19 protein-coding genes and 1 tRNA gene are annotated in these 14,814 nt (G+C 63.1%); 14 read left to right on the forward strand and 6 right to left on the reverse strand.

Features of this window, described 5'->3' with window-relative positions; all coding sequences use genetic code 11:
* Nucleotides 1–10: 10 nt before the first annotated feature.
* The 5 genes from B0E46_RS02920 to B0E46_RS02940 all read right to left on the reverse strand — a co-directional run bounded on the left by B0E46_RS02920 (nucleotide 11) and on the right by B0E46_RS02940 (nucleotide 2,704).
* A complete protein-coding gene (locus B0E46_RS02920; RefSeq protein ID WP_077554212.1) occupies nucleotides 11–445 on the reverse strand; it encodes a polymer-forming cytoskeletal protein in 435 nt (144 codons plus the stop codon).
* The gene (locus tag B0E46_RS02925; RefSeq protein WP_077554213.1) at nucleotides 432–1,184 is read right to left on the reverse strand and encodes a DUF6776 family protein; all 753 of its coding nucleotides are present in this window, start codon (nucleotides 1,182–1,184) and stop codon (nucleotides 432–434) included. The genes B0E46_RS02920 and B0E46_RS02925 overlap by 14 nt, the downstream gene beginning before the upstream one ends.
* A 92-nt stretch (nucleotides 1,185–1,276) precedes the next feature.
* Nucleotides 1,277–1,747 carry a bacterioferritin gene (gene bfr / locus B0E46_RS02930; RefSeq protein WP_077554214.1) on the reverse strand — a complete coding sequence of 157 codons (471 nt, stop codon included), beginning with the start codon at nucleotides 1,745–1,747 and terminating at the stop codon, nucleotides 1,277–1,279.
* Between the two features lie 134 nt (nucleotides 1,748–1,881).
* Entirely contained in the window at nucleotides 1,882–2,079 is a 198-nt protein-coding gene (locus B0E46_RS02935; protein WP_174567054.1) for a (2Fe-2S)-binding protein, read from the reverse strand.
* Between the two features lie 64 nt (nucleotides 2,080–2,143).
* Nucleotides 2,144–2,704 carry an RNA pyrophosphohydrolase gene (locus B0E46_RS02940; protein ID WP_077554215.1) on the reverse strand — a complete coding sequence of 187 codons (561 nt, stop codon included), beginning with the start codon at nucleotides 2,702–2,704 and terminating at the stop codon, nucleotides 2,144–2,146.
* 184 nt (nucleotides 2,705–2,888) lie between these two features.
* On the opposite strand from B0E46_RS02940, the gene B0E46_RS02945 reads away from it, so the two are divergent.
* Nucleotides 2,889–2,965, forward strand: a tRNA-Met gene (locus tag B0E46_RS02945).
* A gap of 152 nt (nucleotides 2,966–3,117) precedes the next feature.
* Here B0E46_RS02945 and B0E46_RS02950 read toward each other — a convergent pair.
* Nucleotides 3,118–3,501 carry an HU family DNA-binding protein gene (locus B0E46_RS02950; RefSeq protein WP_077554216.1) on the reverse strand — a complete coding sequence of 128 codons (384 nt, stop codon included), beginning with the start codon at nucleotides 3,499–3,501 and terminating at the stop codon, nucleotides 3,118–3,120.
* Nucleotides 3,502–3,753: 252 nt separating this feature from the next.
* Between B0E46_RS02950 and queD the strand changes: the two genes are divergently transcribed.
* The 13 genes from queD to glmU all read left to right on the forward strand — a co-directional run bounded on the left by queD (nucleotide 3,754) and on the right by glmU (nucleotide 14,785).
* Entirely contained in the window at nucleotides 3,754–4,116 is a 363-nt protein-coding gene (gene queD, locus B0E46_RS02955; protein WP_077554217.1) for a 6-carboxytetrahydropterin synthase QueD, read from the forward strand.
* 150 nt (nucleotides 4,117–4,266) lie between these two features.
* A complete protein-coding gene (locus B0E46_RS02960; RefSeq protein WP_077554218.1) occupies nucleotides 4,267–4,656 on the forward strand; it encodes a phasin family protein in 390 nt (129 codons plus the stop codon).
* A 248-nt stretch (nucleotides 4,657–4,904) separates the two neighbouring features.
* Entirely contained in the window at nucleotides 4,905–5,270 is a 366-nt protein-coding gene (locus B0E46_RS02965) for a hypothetical protein (RefSeq protein WP_077554578.1), read from the forward strand.
* 3 nt (nucleotides 5,271–5,273) lie between these two features.
* Entirely contained in the window at nucleotides 5,274–6,089 is an 816-nt protein-coding gene (gene atpB / locus B0E46_RS02970; protein ID WP_077554219.1) for a F0F1 ATP synthase subunit A, read from the forward strand.
* Between the two features lie 82 nt (nucleotides 6,090–6,171).
* Nucleotides 6,172–6,450, forward strand: a complete 279-nt coding sequence (gene atpE / locus B0E46_RS02975) for a F0F1 ATP synthase subunit C (protein ID WP_077554220.1) — start codon at nucleotides 6,172–6,174, stop codon at nucleotides 6,448–6,450.
* Between the two features lie 93 nt (nucleotides 6,451–6,543).
* A complete protein-coding gene (locus tag B0E46_RS02980) occupies nucleotides 6,544–7,014 on the forward strand; it encodes a F0F1 ATP synthase subunit B (protein WP_077554221.1) in 471 nt (156 codons plus the stop codon).
* A 3-nt stretch (nucleotides 7,015–7,017) separates the two neighbouring features.
* Nucleotides 7,018–7,551 (forward strand): F0F1 ATP synthase subunit delta, encoded by a 534-nt coding sequence (locus tag B0E46_RS02985; protein ID WP_077554222.1) that lies wholly within the window; start codon nucleotides 7,018–7,020, stop codon nucleotides 7,549–7,551.
* Nucleotides 7,552–7,611: 60 nt separating this feature from the next.
* Nucleotides 7,612–9,162 (forward strand): F0F1 ATP synthase subunit alpha, encoded by a 1,551-nt coding sequence (atpA, locus tag B0E46_RS02990; protein WP_077554223.1) that lies wholly within the window; start codon nucleotides 7,612–7,614, stop codon nucleotides 9,160–9,162.
* A 73-nt stretch (nucleotides 9,163–9,235) separates the two neighbouring features.
* Nucleotides 9,236–10,153, forward strand: coding sequence for a F0F1 ATP synthase subunit gamma (atpG, locus tag B0E46_RS02995; RefSeq protein WP_077440239.1), 918 nt, complete (start codon nucleotides 9,236–9,238; stop codon nucleotides 10,151–10,153).
* 74 nt (nucleotides 10,154–10,227) lie between these two features.
* Nucleotides 10,228–11,640 carry a F0F1 ATP synthase subunit beta gene (gene atpD / locus B0E46_RS03000; protein WP_077554224.1) on the forward strand — a complete coding sequence of 471 codons (1,413 nt, stop codon included), beginning with the start codon at nucleotides 10,228–10,230 and terminating at the stop codon, nucleotides 11,638–11,640.
* 56 nt (nucleotides 11,641–11,696) lie between these two features.
* Nucleotides 11,697–12,125, forward strand: a complete 429-nt coding sequence (locus B0E46_RS03005; protein WP_077444773.1) for a F0F1 ATP synthase subunit epsilon — start codon at nucleotides 11,697–11,699, stop codon at nucleotides 12,123–12,125.
* 145 nt (nucleotides 12,126–12,270) lie between these two features.
* Nucleotides 12,271–13,353 (forward strand): DUF748 domain-containing protein, encoded by a 1,083-nt coding sequence (locus tag B0E46_RS03010; protein ID WP_077554225.1) that lies wholly within the window; start codon nucleotides 12,271–12,273, stop codon nucleotides 13,351–13,353.
* A 58-nt stretch (nucleotides 13,354–13,411) separates the two neighbouring features.
* A complete protein-coding gene (gene glmU, locus B0E46_RS03015; RefSeq protein ID WP_077554226.1) occupies nucleotides 13,412–14,785 on the forward strand; it encodes a bifunctional UDP-N-acetylglucosamine diphosphorylase/glucosamine-1-phosphate N-acetyltransferase GlmU in 1,374 nt (457 codons plus the stop codon).
* Nucleotides 14,786–14,814: the final 29 nt, after the last annotated feature.

Raw genomic sequence — 14,814 nt, forward strand, 5'->3', positions numbered from 1 at the left:
GCATACCGCGTCAGGCCGGCACGGCGTCGTCGAGCATGTCGGCGGCCGCAGCTCCCGGGGCCGGCAGTTCGCGCGGAGTGTCTTCGGTCTGGCGCGAGATGCGTCCGTTGACCTGCGCGCCGGCGGCCATTTCCAGCGTGTGATAGCGCAGGTCGCCGTCGATGCGCGCCTGCGCCGCCAGTTCGAGGCGGGCGCTGATGTGGACATCGCCGGTGACGTGGCCGTTGATCACCGCCTGCGGCACGCGGATCTCGCCCTGCACCTGGCCGGACTCGCTGAGCGTCAGCATCGCATCCTCGCCTTCGGCGAACACGGTGCCCTCGATGCGGCCATCCAGATGCAGTGCGCCACTGAAGCGCAGGTCGCCGCGGATCACGGTGCCGCGGGCGATCAGGCTGGTCTCATGGCTGCTGTTGCTGCGTTCGTTGCGCTTACGGTTGAGCATCTTGATCCCCTTGGGCTGTCGTTACATTGCCGCTCAGCGCGGCGCCCCAGGCAACGGTACGGTCAACCGCTTCGCCGCTGCTGGGTTGAATGAGAAGGTGCAGTCGCGTCGGGCGGAAATCCGCCGGCAGCACGAAGGTGCCGTGCAGCTGCTGGAAATAGACGAAACGGAACGGCAGGCCGTCCTTCTGCGCGGCATCGCCGAGTGCCGGCCAGTCGAGCGTCACCACCTTGTCGCCGCGCAGGCCTTCCACGCTGATGGTGGCGTTGCCGACGGTTTCCTCGTCGCGCTTCGCGTTCTGGGTCAGGCTGAGGGTGAGGTTCCAGCCGTGCGAACCGGTGATCGGTTGCAGTTTCACTTCCTGCAGTTTCAGGCCGGCCCGTTGGGCGTCGCCACCGACCAGCCTCGAATAGAAGCCCAGGTCGGCGCGCAGGCCACTGAGTTCTTCCTCGCGCTGGGCCAGGGTGCCGCGCAGGGAACGGGTGGCGACGTCATTGACCTGGGCCGCGCGCTGCAGGTTCGCGAGCTCCTGCTTGAGATCGTTGATCTGGGTGTTCAACGCGCGCTGCTGGCGCTGGTCGCTGGCCACCGGGCTCGCATGCCGGGACAACAGGCCAACCAGCAGCCCGGTCAACAACAGGCTGGCCAGCCATGCGCCGCCCAGCCACAGCCGACGCTTGCTGTTGCCGGCATCATCATGCCGGCGCACGACGAAGCGCGGTGGGGGGCGTGAAGCCATGCGGCCGTTCCGGAGTAAAACGGAGGATATAGCCCTGCCGCGATGAAAGCGTCAAGGAACCGGTGCACGCTTCGGTGCGCCGGCTGGCCGGATCAGTTCTGCATCTTGCTCTGCAGGTAACGTTCGGCGCCAATGTCCTTGATCAGGCTGAACTGGGTTTCCAGCCAATCGATGTGTTCTTCCTCGTCGTGCAGGATGTCCTTGAACAGGTCGCGGCTGATGTAGTCGGCGATGCCCTCGCTGTGCGCGATCGCGGCGCGCAGGTCGACCACGGCGGCCAGTTCCAGATCCAGGTCGCCTTGCAGCGATTCCAGCACGTTCTCGCCGATGCGCAACTTGCCCAGGTGCTGCAGATTGGGCAGGCCGTCGAGGAACAGGATGCGCTCGATCAGGTGATCGGCATGCTTCATCTCCTCGATCGATTCCTTGTACTCGTGCTCGGCCAGCTCGGTGTAGCCCCAGTCCTTGAGCATGCGGTAGTGCAGGAAATACTGGTTGATCGCCGTCAGTTCGTTGTAGAGCACCTTGTTGAGGAACTCGATGACCTTGGCATCACCTTTCATGGGGGCTCTCCGGCGGCTGACTTGGGCGGACACTATACAAACACCGTGCGCACGGTGACGAAATGCGAATGGCAACGGTTTGCCCGCGCACCGCCTGTGCGAAGGGTGCGCAGCATGCGTTTCGGAGGGGTGATTCAGGCGGTGAGGATGGGTAGCCGGCCGAGTACCTGTTCGACTGCCTTGTCCAGCGTGGCGCGGGCTTCCTGCTCGCAGCAGCCGCAGCAATCCGAGCAGCCGGTACGCGCCTGCAATTCGGCAAAGGTATGCACGCCATCGGCCGCTTCGCGGCGGATGTCATGGTCGGTCACGGCATTGCACATGCAGATGTACATGGCGCGTATAAGAACGCGAATGCGAATGATTGTCAACAATCAGCCGACGCCCGACGCCACCCGTTCAGGCGGCTTCACGGCCATCGCGCGGCCGTGGTGGCGGGCTGTCGCTATTGTCCTGTGGCGGCAGGCTGCCGAGTTCGACGCCGAACAGGCCTTCGACCAACGGCGCAAAGTGACGCAACGCGCGTTCGTAAACCTGCCGCTTGAAGTTGACCACATGTGCCGCCGGGTACCAGAAATCCACCCAGCGCCAGATATCGAACTCCGGTTTGTCGCAGGCGTCCAGCTTCAGCTCTTCCTCGCTGGCGACCAGCTTGAGCAGGAACCACACCTGCTTCTGGCCGATGCAGGTGGGTCGCTGGTGATGGCGTACATAACGGCTGGGCAGGCGGTAGCGCAGCCAGCCATGCGTGGCACTGAGCACTTCCACGTGATGCGGCGCCAGCCCGGTCTCCTCTTCCAGTTCGCGGTACATGGCTTCCAGCGGGGTTTCGTCCGAGCGCATGCCGCCCTGCGGAAACTGCCAGCCGTCACGATTGACCCGGCGTGCCCAGAACAGCTGCCCGGCCGCATTGAGCAGCACGATGCCCACGTTCGGACGGTAGCCATCAACATCAATCATGTCGCCTCCTGGAGTGGGTCGGCATGATTTTCGCCGGCATCGCCGCACCCAGTCCTGCACACGATTCAACCATAGCGCGCAAAGCGCCGGCAAGCCTCGGGCTTGAACGTGGCGGTCGACGCGACTACACTGCCGCGCCCCGCACAGGATCACTTTGATCCCGGTGTTCCGGGACTTTCTTTAAGGCTATGTAGCTCAGCTGGTTAGAGCACAGCACTCATAATGCTGGGGTCGGTGGTTCGAGTCCACCCATAGCCACCAAACATCGATTCCGGATCAAAAGCCCGCATCGAGAGCAAAAACCCCGCATGATCGCGGGGTTTTTTGTGCCCGTCTGACGGCGAAGCGTAGATGCGCGCCGTTGCCGCGCATCTGATGAACCCCAGGTCACCGCAACGTCGTCACAGCTCTTCTCAGACAGCGGCGTCCTTGAGCTTCTTCAGCGCACGTACCTTGATCTTCACGCTGGCCGGCTTGGCCGCGAATACCTGCTCAAGCTTGGTGAACGGGTTGATGCCCTTGCGCTTCGGCTTGGCCGGCACGTTGACGGCGGTGATCTTCAACAGGCCAGGCAGCATGAACGAGCCGGCGCCCTTCTTGTGGACGGATCCGGTGACGGCGCCTTCCAGCGCAGCGAGCACGGCGCGCACGTCCTTGGCCACCACGCCGCTCGCTTCGGCGAGATGCGCCACCAGTCCCGACTTGCTCAGGACTTCCTTGATCGGTTTGGGAGCTGCCGGCTTGGCGGCGGCTTTCGGGGCAGCCTTCTTCACGGCCTGTTTCGGGGTCTTTGCCATTACGTTTCCCTGCGCATTGTCGGTGGATGGGATGCCGGAGCCTCGCCCGGCAAGCGGAATGTAGGGCAAATCTGCAATGCGGCCAACAGCCGCAGCGTCATCCGTTGCCGACGAAGCGTGCACCATGTGCCTCGTGCATACATGGGGCGGCTGTGAAAGGAGGTCTCGCCATTGGCGGAAGCGACTGCGGAGCCGGGCCGGTGACCCTTGTCTTGCCGCGGTGTTGGCAATGCGTGGCTGTACAATGCCGCCATGAACATATTCAAGGTTTTCACGCTGGAGGCGGCGCACCGGTTGCCTAACGTGCCTGCCGGGCACAAGTGCGCACGGCTGCATGGGCATTCGTTTCGCGTCGAGATCCATGTGGCGGGCGAGCCTGATCCGAAGTTGGGCTGGGTAATGGACTTCGCCGACCTTAAGGCGGCTTTTGCCCCGCTCTATGACCAGCTCGACCATCACTATCTCAACGACATCGAAGGGCTGGAGAACCCGACCAGCGAGGTGCTGGCGCGCTGGATCGGGCAACGCCTGCTACCGCGCCTGCCTGGGCTGGACAAAGTGGTGGTGCATGAGACCTGTACCTCGGGTGCGAGCTGCGGCCGGAACGACTTTTGACGCAATGCGATATTTGGCAATTAGTCATAAAGTACCGGTTTGCATGAATTTTCTATGACTTGATTCGATTGCGACGAAAAATATATTGCATTGCACAAAAAGTGCTGCTAGAGTGCGTCCCACTACCCCATCCTCAGTGAGGACAACACCATGACTCAGCAATTCAATACCCAGCTTTTCGCTTTCACCAAGCAGTTCACCGACAGCGCCTTCAAGGCACAGTCGCTGGCACTGAAAGGTCTGGAGACGGTCGCCGAGCTGCAGCTCAAGGCGTTCGAGGAGCAGGCCAAGGTCTCCGCCGAGTTCGTTGCCGAAGCGCTGGAAACCCGCGACATCAACAGCCTGCGTGGTCTGTGGGAGAAGGGCGCCAGCCTGAACCGCGACAACGCCGAGCGTACCGTGGCGGTCTCGCAGGAAATCCTGGCCGTGACCCAGAAGACCGCCGAGTCGCTGAATGCGCTCGTGCAGGAGCAGCGTCAGGCTGCGAACGACGCCGTGACCGCGCCGGTCGCTGCCACCAAGAAGGCGGCTGCCAAGTAATTCAGCAGCACCATCGCGGTCTCCGCGAAAACAAGGCCGAACCTGGTGTTCGGCCTTGTTTTGTGTGGACGTCGTAAAATTTTGTGGCGATGGCAGGTCACTCCGGGGCTTGCTGTCAGGCACGGGACGAGATGCCACAGGTCGCACGGCTTGTCGCTGCAATCGGCGCACTGATATACTTTTACGGATTGGATCGTGGCCCGTAGCTGTATCGGTGCCGCCTGGTGGAAACCGCGCGGGGACGTTACGTGCTCAACAGTCTTGCTTCCGGTCGACGTCTCGCCTTGCGCATCATGTGGCTGCAGCTTGCTGTGGCGTTGCTGGCTGGCCTTGCATTCCTGGCGCTGGGGCGTCGTGAGGCAATGTCGGCGGCGGCTGGTGCGACGCTGGTGGCGCTGGGTACCGCGCTGTTGTCGGCGCGTTTCTTCGGTGGACTGGGTGGTGCGGGGCTGGCGTTGAGCCGATTGCTGACGGGCATGCTCCTGAAATGGATCGTGATCGTCGGGGGGCTGGTCGTGATCCTGATTCAATTCAAATTGCCGCCACTGGCCGCCATCACGGGGTTGGTGGCTGCTTACGCGGTTTATCTGCTGGCGTTCAGATTCAAGGGTTGAGACATGGCGAGCGAGTCGGGTGGCCTGACCGAATACATCCAGCACCATTTGACCCATCTGCGTCCGCAGGCGAGTCCGGATGGTTTCTGGGCAGTGCATATCGACTCGGTGACGGTGTCGCTGGTGCTGGGCGCGCTGTTCTGCCTGCTGTTCTGGCTGAAGGCGCGCAAAGCCACCGCTGGCGTGCCGGGCAAGGGCCAGGCTTTCGTCGAGATTGTGCTGGAATTCGTCGATGGTCAGGTCAAGGACGTGTTCCACGGCGATCGTCGTTTCCTGGGTCCGCTGGCGCTGACCGTGTTCGTCTGGGTCTTCCTGATGAATGCGATGGATCTGCTGCCGGTCGATCTGCTGCCCTGGATCACCGAGAAGTTCGGCGTCGGTCATTTCCGCGCCGTGCCGACCGCCGACATCAACATGACGTTCGCGATGTCGCTGACCATCTTCGTGCTGATCATCTTCTACAGCTTCAAGGCGAAGGGTGCTGGCGGCTACATGCACGAGCTGTTCACCGCTCCGTTCGGCGCGCATCCCCTGCTTTGGATCCCCAACTTCCTGCTCAACATCGTCGAGCTGCTGTCCAAGCCGGTGAGCCTGGCGATGCGACTGTTCGGCAACATGTATGCCGGCGAGCTGGTCTTCATGCTGATCGCTGGTTTGTTCAGTGCTGGCGCGGGCCTGGCAGGCTGGGCGCTGTATGGCGCGGGCATCATCGGTTACACGGTGTGGGGCCTCTTCCACATCCTGATCATCGGCATCCAGGCGTTCATCTTCATGGTGCTGACGATCGTGTACATCTCGATGGCGCACGATCACCACTGATCACGCTTATCGAATCGCGTTTTTCGAACCATCCGCTGCAACCGTTTTGATCTTTCAAGTTTAAATTTCTCAGGAGACCGTCGTGGAACTCATCGCTCATATTGCTCAAGTGCAGTCCTTCACCGCCATCGCGCTGGGTCTGATCATCGGCCTCGGTGCTCTCGGTGCCTGTATCGGTATCGGCGTCATGGGTTCGAAGTTCCTCGAAGCTGCTGCCCGTCAGCCGGAGCTGGTGCCGCTGCTGCAGGGCCGTATGTTCCTGCTCGCCGGCCTGATCGACGCGGCGTTCCTGATCGGCGTGGCGCTGGCGATGTACTTCGCCGTGGCCAACCCGCTGCTGTCGAAGCTGGCCGCAGGCTGAGTTGCTGGCGGCGCCGTGGCGCCGCCGTCCGTCTGGCACGGGCATCCATAGTGCCCGTGTCTGTTTCATCCCGTATCTACAGGTAACGCAGCGATGGATTTCAACGCGACCTTGATTGGCGAAATGATTTCGTTCGCCATCTTGATCTGGTTCTGTGTCCACTTCATCTGGCCGCATATCAACAAGGCCATCGAAGATCGGCAGATCAAGATCGCCGAAGGCCTGAATGCGGCCGAGCGCGCGCATGCCGAGCTGAAGGACGCCGACCACAAGGTGGCGGCCGAGATCAAGGTGGCCCGCCAGCAGGCTTCCGAGATCATCGACAAGGCCCAGCAGCAGGCCAACCAGATCATCGACAAGGCACGTAGCGAAGCCGTCCTCGAGATCAACCGGCTGAAGGCGAGCGCGCAGGACGACATCGCATCGATGGCGCAGCGTGCACGTGACCAGCTGCGCGAGCAGGTAGGCGCGCTGGCGGTGCAGGGTGCCAGCAAGATCGTGCAGCGCGAAGTCGATGCGTCGACGCACAAGGCACTGCTCGACCAGCTCGCGGCCGAGATCTGATCGATGGCACAGGCAATCACCCTCGCCCGTCCTTACGCACGCGCCGCCTTCGAAGTGGCGCATGCCGCCGGTTCGCTGGCGGCATGGTCGCAGGCGCTGGCCTTCGCCGCTGCGGTGGCGAAGGATCCGCGCGTGGCCGGCCTCGGCACCGATCCGCGGGTGCTGCCGGCCCAGCTGGTGGCGCTGCATCTGCCGGCCGGTGTCGCCGCCGATGCGCCGTTCGCGCAGTTCCTCACCGAGATGGCCGAGCAGCGTCGCATGGCGCTGCTGCCGGAAGTGGCCGAACTGTATGAGGCGTTCAAGCGTGAGTCCGAGTCGCAGCTGCTGGTCAAGGTGACCAGCGCGATGGCCCTGGACGCGGCGCAGGCCGAGCAGCTCAAGGTGTCGCTGAAGCGCCGCTTCAAGCGCGAGATCGAACTGGAAACCAAGGTCGATGCTTCGTTGCTGGCCGGCGTGGTGATCGATACCGGCGCAGAAGTGATCGACGGCTCCGCTCGCGGACGCCTGGCGCAGCTGGCCAGCGCTCTGGCGCACTGACCAAAGAATCAAAACCTATCGGGTGCCGCTGATGCGGCGCGAATCCCAGGAAAACTTGCCATGTCCAGCACCACTTTGAATCCGTCCGAGATCAGCGAACTGATCAAGAACCGCATCGAGCAGTTCAAGCTCGGCGCGGAAGCACGCAACGAGGGCACGATCATCAGTGTGTCCGACGGCATCGTGCGCATCCACGGCCTGGCCGATGTGATGCAGGGCGAAATGATCGAGCTGCCGGGCAATTCGTTTGCCCTCGCCTTGAACCTTGAGCGCGACTCGGTCGGCGCGGTGGTGCTCGGTGAATACCAGCACCTGCGCGAAGGCGATACCGCCAAGACCACCGGCCGCATCCTCGAAGTGCCGGTCGGCCCGGAACTGCTCGGCCGCGTCGTCGACGCGCTGGGCAACCCGATCGACGGCAAGGGCCCGCTCGGTGCCAAGCTCAACGCGGCGATCGAGAAGGTCGCGCCGGGCGTGATCTGGCGCAAGTCGGTCGACCAGCCGCTGCAGACCGGCTACAAGTCGGTCGACGCCATGATCCCGGTCGGTCGTGGCCAGCGCGAGCTGATCATCGGCGACCGCCAGACCGGCAAGACCGCGCTGGCGATCGACGCGATCATCGCGCAGAAGGATTCCGGCATTAAGTGCATCTACGTCGCGATCGGCCAGAAGCGTTCGTCGGTGGCCAACGTGGTGCGCAAGCTGGAAGCGAACGGCGCACTGGCCAACACCATCGTCGTGGTCGCCTCGGCGTCCGAGTCGGCCGCGCTGCAGTACGTCGCGCCGTACTCCGGTTGCGCGATGGGCGAGTACTTCCGCGATCGCGGCGAAGACGCGCTGATCGTGTATGACGATCTGTCCAAGCAAGCCGTGGCCTACCGCCAGATCTCGCTGCTGCTGAAGCGGCCGCCGGGTCGTGAAGCGTATCCGGGCGACGTGTTCTATCTCCACAGCCGTCTGCTCGAGCGCGCATCGCGCGTGTCCGAGGAATACGTCGAGAAGTTCACCAACGGGGCCGTGAAGGGCAAGACCGGTTCGCTGACCGCGCTGCCGATCATCGAGACCCAGGGCGGCGACGTTTCGGCGTTCGTGCCGACCAACGTGATCTCGATCACCGACGGCCAGATCTTCCTGGAAACCGATCTGTTCAACGCCGGTATCCGTCCGGCCGTGAACGCCGGTATCTCGGTGTCCCGCGTCGGCGGTGCCGCGCAGACCAAGATCGTCAAGAAGCTGTCCGGCGGCGTGAAGCTGGCGCTGGCGCAGTACCGTGAGCTGGCCGCGTTTGCGCAGTTCGCCTCGGATCTGGATCCGGCCACCCGCGCCCAGCTCGATCGTGGTCAGCGCGTGGTCGAACTGATGAAGCAGGCGCAGTACTCGCCGCTGTCGATCGCCGAGCTGGCACTGTCGGTGTACGCCGCCGAGAGGGGCTACCTCGACGACCTGCCGGTCAACAAGGTGCTGCCGTTCGAGAAGGGTCTGCACGCGTTCATGCACCAGAACCACGCCGAGCTGATGAGCAAGATCGTGGCCACCGGTGACTGGAACAACGACATCGAAGCCACCTTCAAGGCCTCGCTGGACGAGTACAAGAAAACCGGTAGCTGGTAAGTCGGTAGTAGTGAATCGGAAGGGCGAATAGCGTTCTCCCTTCCCACCAGCGAGCACAACGAGCGGATAAAGCATGGCCAGCGGACGCGAAATCAAAACCAAGATCAAGAGCACGCAGAACATGCGTAAGGTCACACGCGCGCTCGAAATGGTCTCTGCGGCAAAGATTCGTCGCGCGCAGGACATGATGAAGGCCTCGCGTCCGTATGCCCGCTCGATGCGCAAGGTGATCGCGCATGTAGCCCAGGCCAGCACCGATTTCAGCCATCCGTTCCTGACCCAGCGCGAGAAAGTGGCGCGGGTCGGCTACATCGTGGTGTCGACCGATCGTGGCCTGTGCGGCGGCCTCAATTCCAACCTGTTCCGTCGCCTGTTGCCGGCCATTGCCGAGTGGCAGCAGCAGGGCGTGCAAGTGGACGTGGTGGCGATCGGTCAGAAGGCGATTTCGTTCTTCCGCCGGCTCAAGGGCGTCAACCTGATCGGCAGCGTCAGCCATCTCGGCGAGAAGCCCAAGCTGGAGCAGCTGGTCGGCGTGATCAAGGTGATGATGGACGCCTATACGTCCAACGGCCTGGATCGCGTGTTCCTCGCCTACAACGACTTCGTCAACACCATGACGCAGAAGCCGACCATCGACGCGCTGCTGCCGCTGCCGTTGGTGGCGTCGGAAATGGAAGCGCATCAGGCCGCTGGTGAGTCGGCTTATGCCGGCGTCAAGCTGGAAGCGAGCCACGACTGGGACTACATCTACGAGCCCGATGCGCAGACCGTGCTGGAGCACGTGCTGGGTCGTTACATCGAGTCGGTGGTGTACCAGGCGTCGCTGGAGAATCTGGCCAGCGAGCATGCCGCGCGGATGGTGGCGATGAAGAGCGCGTCGGACAACGCGAACAAGGTGATCGGCGAACTGACGCTGATCTACAACAAGGCGCGTCAGGCGGCGATCACCCAGGAAATTTCGGAAATCGTCGGCGGCGCCGCGGCGGTTTAAGCAGTACCCAACCTATTCATGGCGACGCATAGCGGCGCCGACACAGACACTAAAAGATCCATCCGGAGCATTCCATGAGCCAGGGCAAAGTTGTTCAGATCATCGGCGCGGTTATCGACGTCGAGTTTCCGCGCGATCAGGTACCGCAGGTGTATGACGCACTGAAGATCGACGGCACCGAGATCACGCTGGAAGTGCAGCAGGTGCTGGGTGACGGCATCGTGCGCACGATCGCGCTCGGTTCCACCGACGGCCTGCGCCGCAACCTGATCGCCCGCAACACCGGCGAAGGCATCAAAGTGCCGGTCGGCAAGCAGACGCTCGGCCGCATCATGGACGTGCTTGGCAACCCGATCGACGAAGCCGGCCCGATCGGCGAGCAGGCCCAGTGGGTGATCCACCGCGAGGCGCCGAGCTACGACGAGCAGGCGGCCGCGAACGACCTGCTGGAAACCGGCATCAAGGTGATCGACCTGATGTGCCCGTTCGCCAAGGGCGGCAAGGTCGGCCTGTTCGGCGGCGCCGGCGTGGGCAAGACCGTCAACATGATGGAATTGATCAACAACATCGCCAAGGCGCACGAAGGCCTGTCCGTGTTCGCCGGCGTGGGCGAGCGTACCCGCGAGGGCAACGATTTCTACCACGAGATGAAAGACTCCAACGTGCTCGACAAGGTCGCGATGGTGTACGGCCAGATGAACGAGCCGCCGGGCAACCGTCTGCGCGTGGCGCTGACCGGCCTGACCATGGCCGAGTACTTCCGCGACGAGAAGGACGCTTCCGGCAAGGGCCGTGACGTGCTGTTCTTCGTCGACAACATCTACCGCTACACGCTGGCCGGTACCGAAGTATCCGCACTGCTCGGCCGCATGCCGTCGGCGGTGGGTTACCAGCCCACTCTCGCCGAGGAAATGGGCGTGCTGCAGGAGCGCATCACCTCGACCAAGACCGGCTCGATCACCTCGATCCAGGCCGTGTATGTGCCCGCGGATGACCTTACCGATCCGTCGCCGGCCACCACCTTCGCCCACCTGGACGCGACCGTGGTGCTGAGCCGCAACATCGCTTCGCTGGGCATCTACCCGGCGGTGGATCCGCTCGATTCCACCAGCCGCCAGCTGGACCCGAACGTGATCGGCAGCGAACACTACGACGTCGCCCGCCGCGTGCAGGGCACGCTGCAGCGCTACAAGGAGCTGAAGGACATCATCGCGATCCTCGGCATGGACGAGCTGTCCGAAGAAGACAAGCAGGCCGTGTCGCGCGCGCGCAAGATCGAGCGCTTCTTCTCGCAGCCGTTCCACGTGGCCGAAGTGTTCACCGGCTCGCCGGGCAAGTACGTGCCGCTGAAGGAAACCATCCGCGGCTTCAAGATGATCGTCGACGGCGACGTCGACCATCTGCCGGAGCAGGCGTTCTACATGGTTGGCGGCATCGACGAGGCGGTCAAGAAGGCCGAAGACATGGGCGCCAAGAAGGCTGCCTGATCCTCCAGGGCGGACACTCAGTCCGCCCTGTGTCTTACGCATTCGGAATCTGAGTCATGACCACCCAAACCATTCGCGTCGACATCGTCAGTGCCGAAGCCGAGATCTATCACGGCGACGCCGTGATGGTGGTCGCTACCGGCGAGCTGGGCGAACTGGGCATCACGCCCCGCCACGCGCCGCTGATCACCCGCCTCAAGCCGGGCCATGTCGACGTGGTGCTGGCCGGCGGTGAGCGTCAGCAGTTCTGGGTTTCCGGCGGCATCCTGGAAGTGCAGCCGCAGGTGATCACCGTGCTGGCCGACACCGCGGCCCGCGCGTCCGATCTGGACGAGGCGTCCGCGCAGCGCGCCAAGAAGGAAGCCGAGGACGCGCTGGCTCACCGCACCGATGCGGTGGACATTGCCGAGGCCCAGGCCAAGCTGGTCGAGGCAATGACCCAGCTGCAGGCGCTGGAGCGCCTGCGCAAGAACCTCAAGCACTGAGGGTTGCCTTCACCGGCACTGAGACGGAAACGCCGGCCCTGGGCCGGCGTTTTGCCATCCGAACAACACGGGTGAGCCAGCCTTCCACGCCACGCGAACATTCCGATGCCTAGAATCGGACGATTCGCGCCGTGGATCGATCCTCATGAAGCCTCATCACCGCCGCCACCTTGGCTGGCTGCTGGCCGTCATCCTGCTGCTGGCGATCGCGCGCGCGCTGCTGCCGTACGCGATGAAGCATTACCTCAATGCCCGCATGGACCGAATGGGTGACTACCACGGCCAGATCGCGGATATCAGCCTGCACCTGTGGCGCGGTGGCTATACCATCGAGGGACTGCGTATCGTCAAGACGACCGGCAAAGTGCCGGCGCCGTTGCTGGATACACCGCGTGCCGATATCGAGCTGAGCTGGTTTGCGCTGGGTCACGGCGTGTTTCGCGGCAAGGTGAATTTCACCGCGCCCACGATCAACTTTGTCGAAGGTCATGGCGATCAGGACAGCCAGACCGGCAAGGGCGTGGACTGGCGCGCAGAGCTCAAATTGCTGGCGCCGATGCGACTGGACGAGATCAACGTGAGCAACGGCACGGTCACCTTCCAGAGCTTTGTGTCGAATCCACGCGTCGATCTGAAGATGACCGACGTCAACGGTACCGTCACCAATCTCACCAACATCCAGCGGCGCAAGGGTAATCGGGTGGCGACTCTGCATGCCACCGCGAGGATTCTCGTCGATGCGCCGTTCGAGACCGACGCTAGCTTCGATCCGCTGAGCCATTTCGGCGATTTCTCCTACCAGCTGCAGGTCACCGGCATCCAGCTGACCCGTGCCAATGCTCTCGCGCAGGCGTATGCCGGGCTGGACTTCGCCGGTGGCACCGGCACCTTCTCGATGGAGCTTGAGGCCAGGAACGGGCAACTGGATGGCTACGCCAAACCGATTTTCCACGATCTGAAAATCTTCAGCTGGAAGCAGGATGTGGTGCAGGACAAGAAGGGACCGATCGGGCTGGCTTACGAAGCACTGGCTCAAGGCATGGTCTCGCTGTTGGAGAACCACGCGAACGATCAGTTCGCGACCCGTGTGCCGATCAGCGGGCGTATCGATGACAAGCAGCTTGACACCTCCCAGGCGATCATCGGTGTACTGCGCAATGCCTTCATCAAGGCCTATACGCCGCAGCTGCAGAAACTGAAGCCAGCTGACGCAGTCGCCACGCACTGAATCCGCAGAAACTGGTTGTATCCTGCGCGATCATTGATCCCCGAAACGTGGTACCTACATGGAAACTCCAGCCCTGCACGTGATTATCCTCGCCGCCGGCGCCGGCACGCGGATGAAATCGAATCGGGCCAAGGTGCTCATGCCTCTGGCGGGCAGGCCCTTGCTGGATCATGTGATCGGCGCGGCGCGTGCATTGCAGCCGGCCGCGATCCACATCGTCTACGGCCATTGCGGTGAACAGGTGCAGGCGGCATTCGCCGGTCAGTCCGATCTGCACTGGGTGCTGCAAGCCGAGCGGCTCGGCACCGGTCATGCGGTGGAGCAGGCGCTCGGCAGCGTGCCCAATGGCGTGCGTGTACTGGTGCTCTACGGCGACGTGCCGCTGACCCGGGTGGCGACGCTGCAGCAGCTGGTGGAGGCGGAGGGCGGGTTCAGCCTGCTCACTACCCGGCTCGCCGATCCTCACGGTTACGGGCGGGTGCTGTGCGACGGCAATGCCAAGATACGCGCGGTGGTCGAGGAAAAAGATGCCGACCCCGACCAGCGTGTCGTCACCCTGGTCAATACCGGCATCCTTGTCGCCGAAGCGAAAGCCTTGCGTGGCTGGATCAAACGGCTCGATCGCAACAACGCGCAAGGCGAGTACTACCTTACCGATATCTTCCGCATGGCGGCCGAAGAAGCCAAGGCCGCACTCAGTGTCGAATGTGCCGATCCGGTGGAGGCTGCTGGCGCCAACAACCCGCTGCAACTGGCCGAACTGGAGGCGCAATATCGCCTGCGTGCAGCCCATGCGCTGCTGGCCAATGGCGTGCGGTTGGCCGATCCATTGCGTACGGATGTGCGCGGTACCGTCCGCGCCGGTCACGATGTCGAGATCGATATCGACGTGATCCTCGAAGGCAGCGTGGTGTTCGGCAATGACGTGCGCATCGGCGCGTTCACCCGGCTGAAGGACGTGCAGCTGGCGACCGGCACGGTGGTGCAGTCGCACTGCGATCTGGAGGGCGTGATCACCCATGGGCCGTGCGTGATCGGCCCGTTCGCGCGGCTGCGGCCGGGCACCGAGCTGGATGCTGGCGCTCACGTCGGCAACTTCGTCGAGACCAAGAAAACCCGTCTGGGCGAGGGCAGCAAGGCGAATCATCTGAGCTATTTGGGTGATGCCGAGATCGGTCGCGGTGTCAACGTCGGTGCCGGCACCATCACCTGCAACTACGACGGCGTGAACAAGTCCGTGACCCGCGTCGGCGATGGGGCTTTCATCGGCTCCAACAGTGCGCTGGTAGCGCCAGTGACGATCGGTGCGCATGCCACCATCGGTGCCGGCTCGGTAATCACGCATGACGCGCCGACGGGTGAATTGACCGTGGCGCGCGGCAGGCAGCAAAGCTATCCGGGCTGGAAACGGCCGGTCAAGAAGACGGACTGATAAGCTTTGGCGATGTTCCATTTCCTCGA

Source organism: Rhodanobacter sp. B04, assembly GCF_002001125.1.
GTDB lineage: Bacteria > Pseudomonadota > Gammaproteobacteria > Xanthomonadales > Rhodanobacteraceae > Rhodanobacter.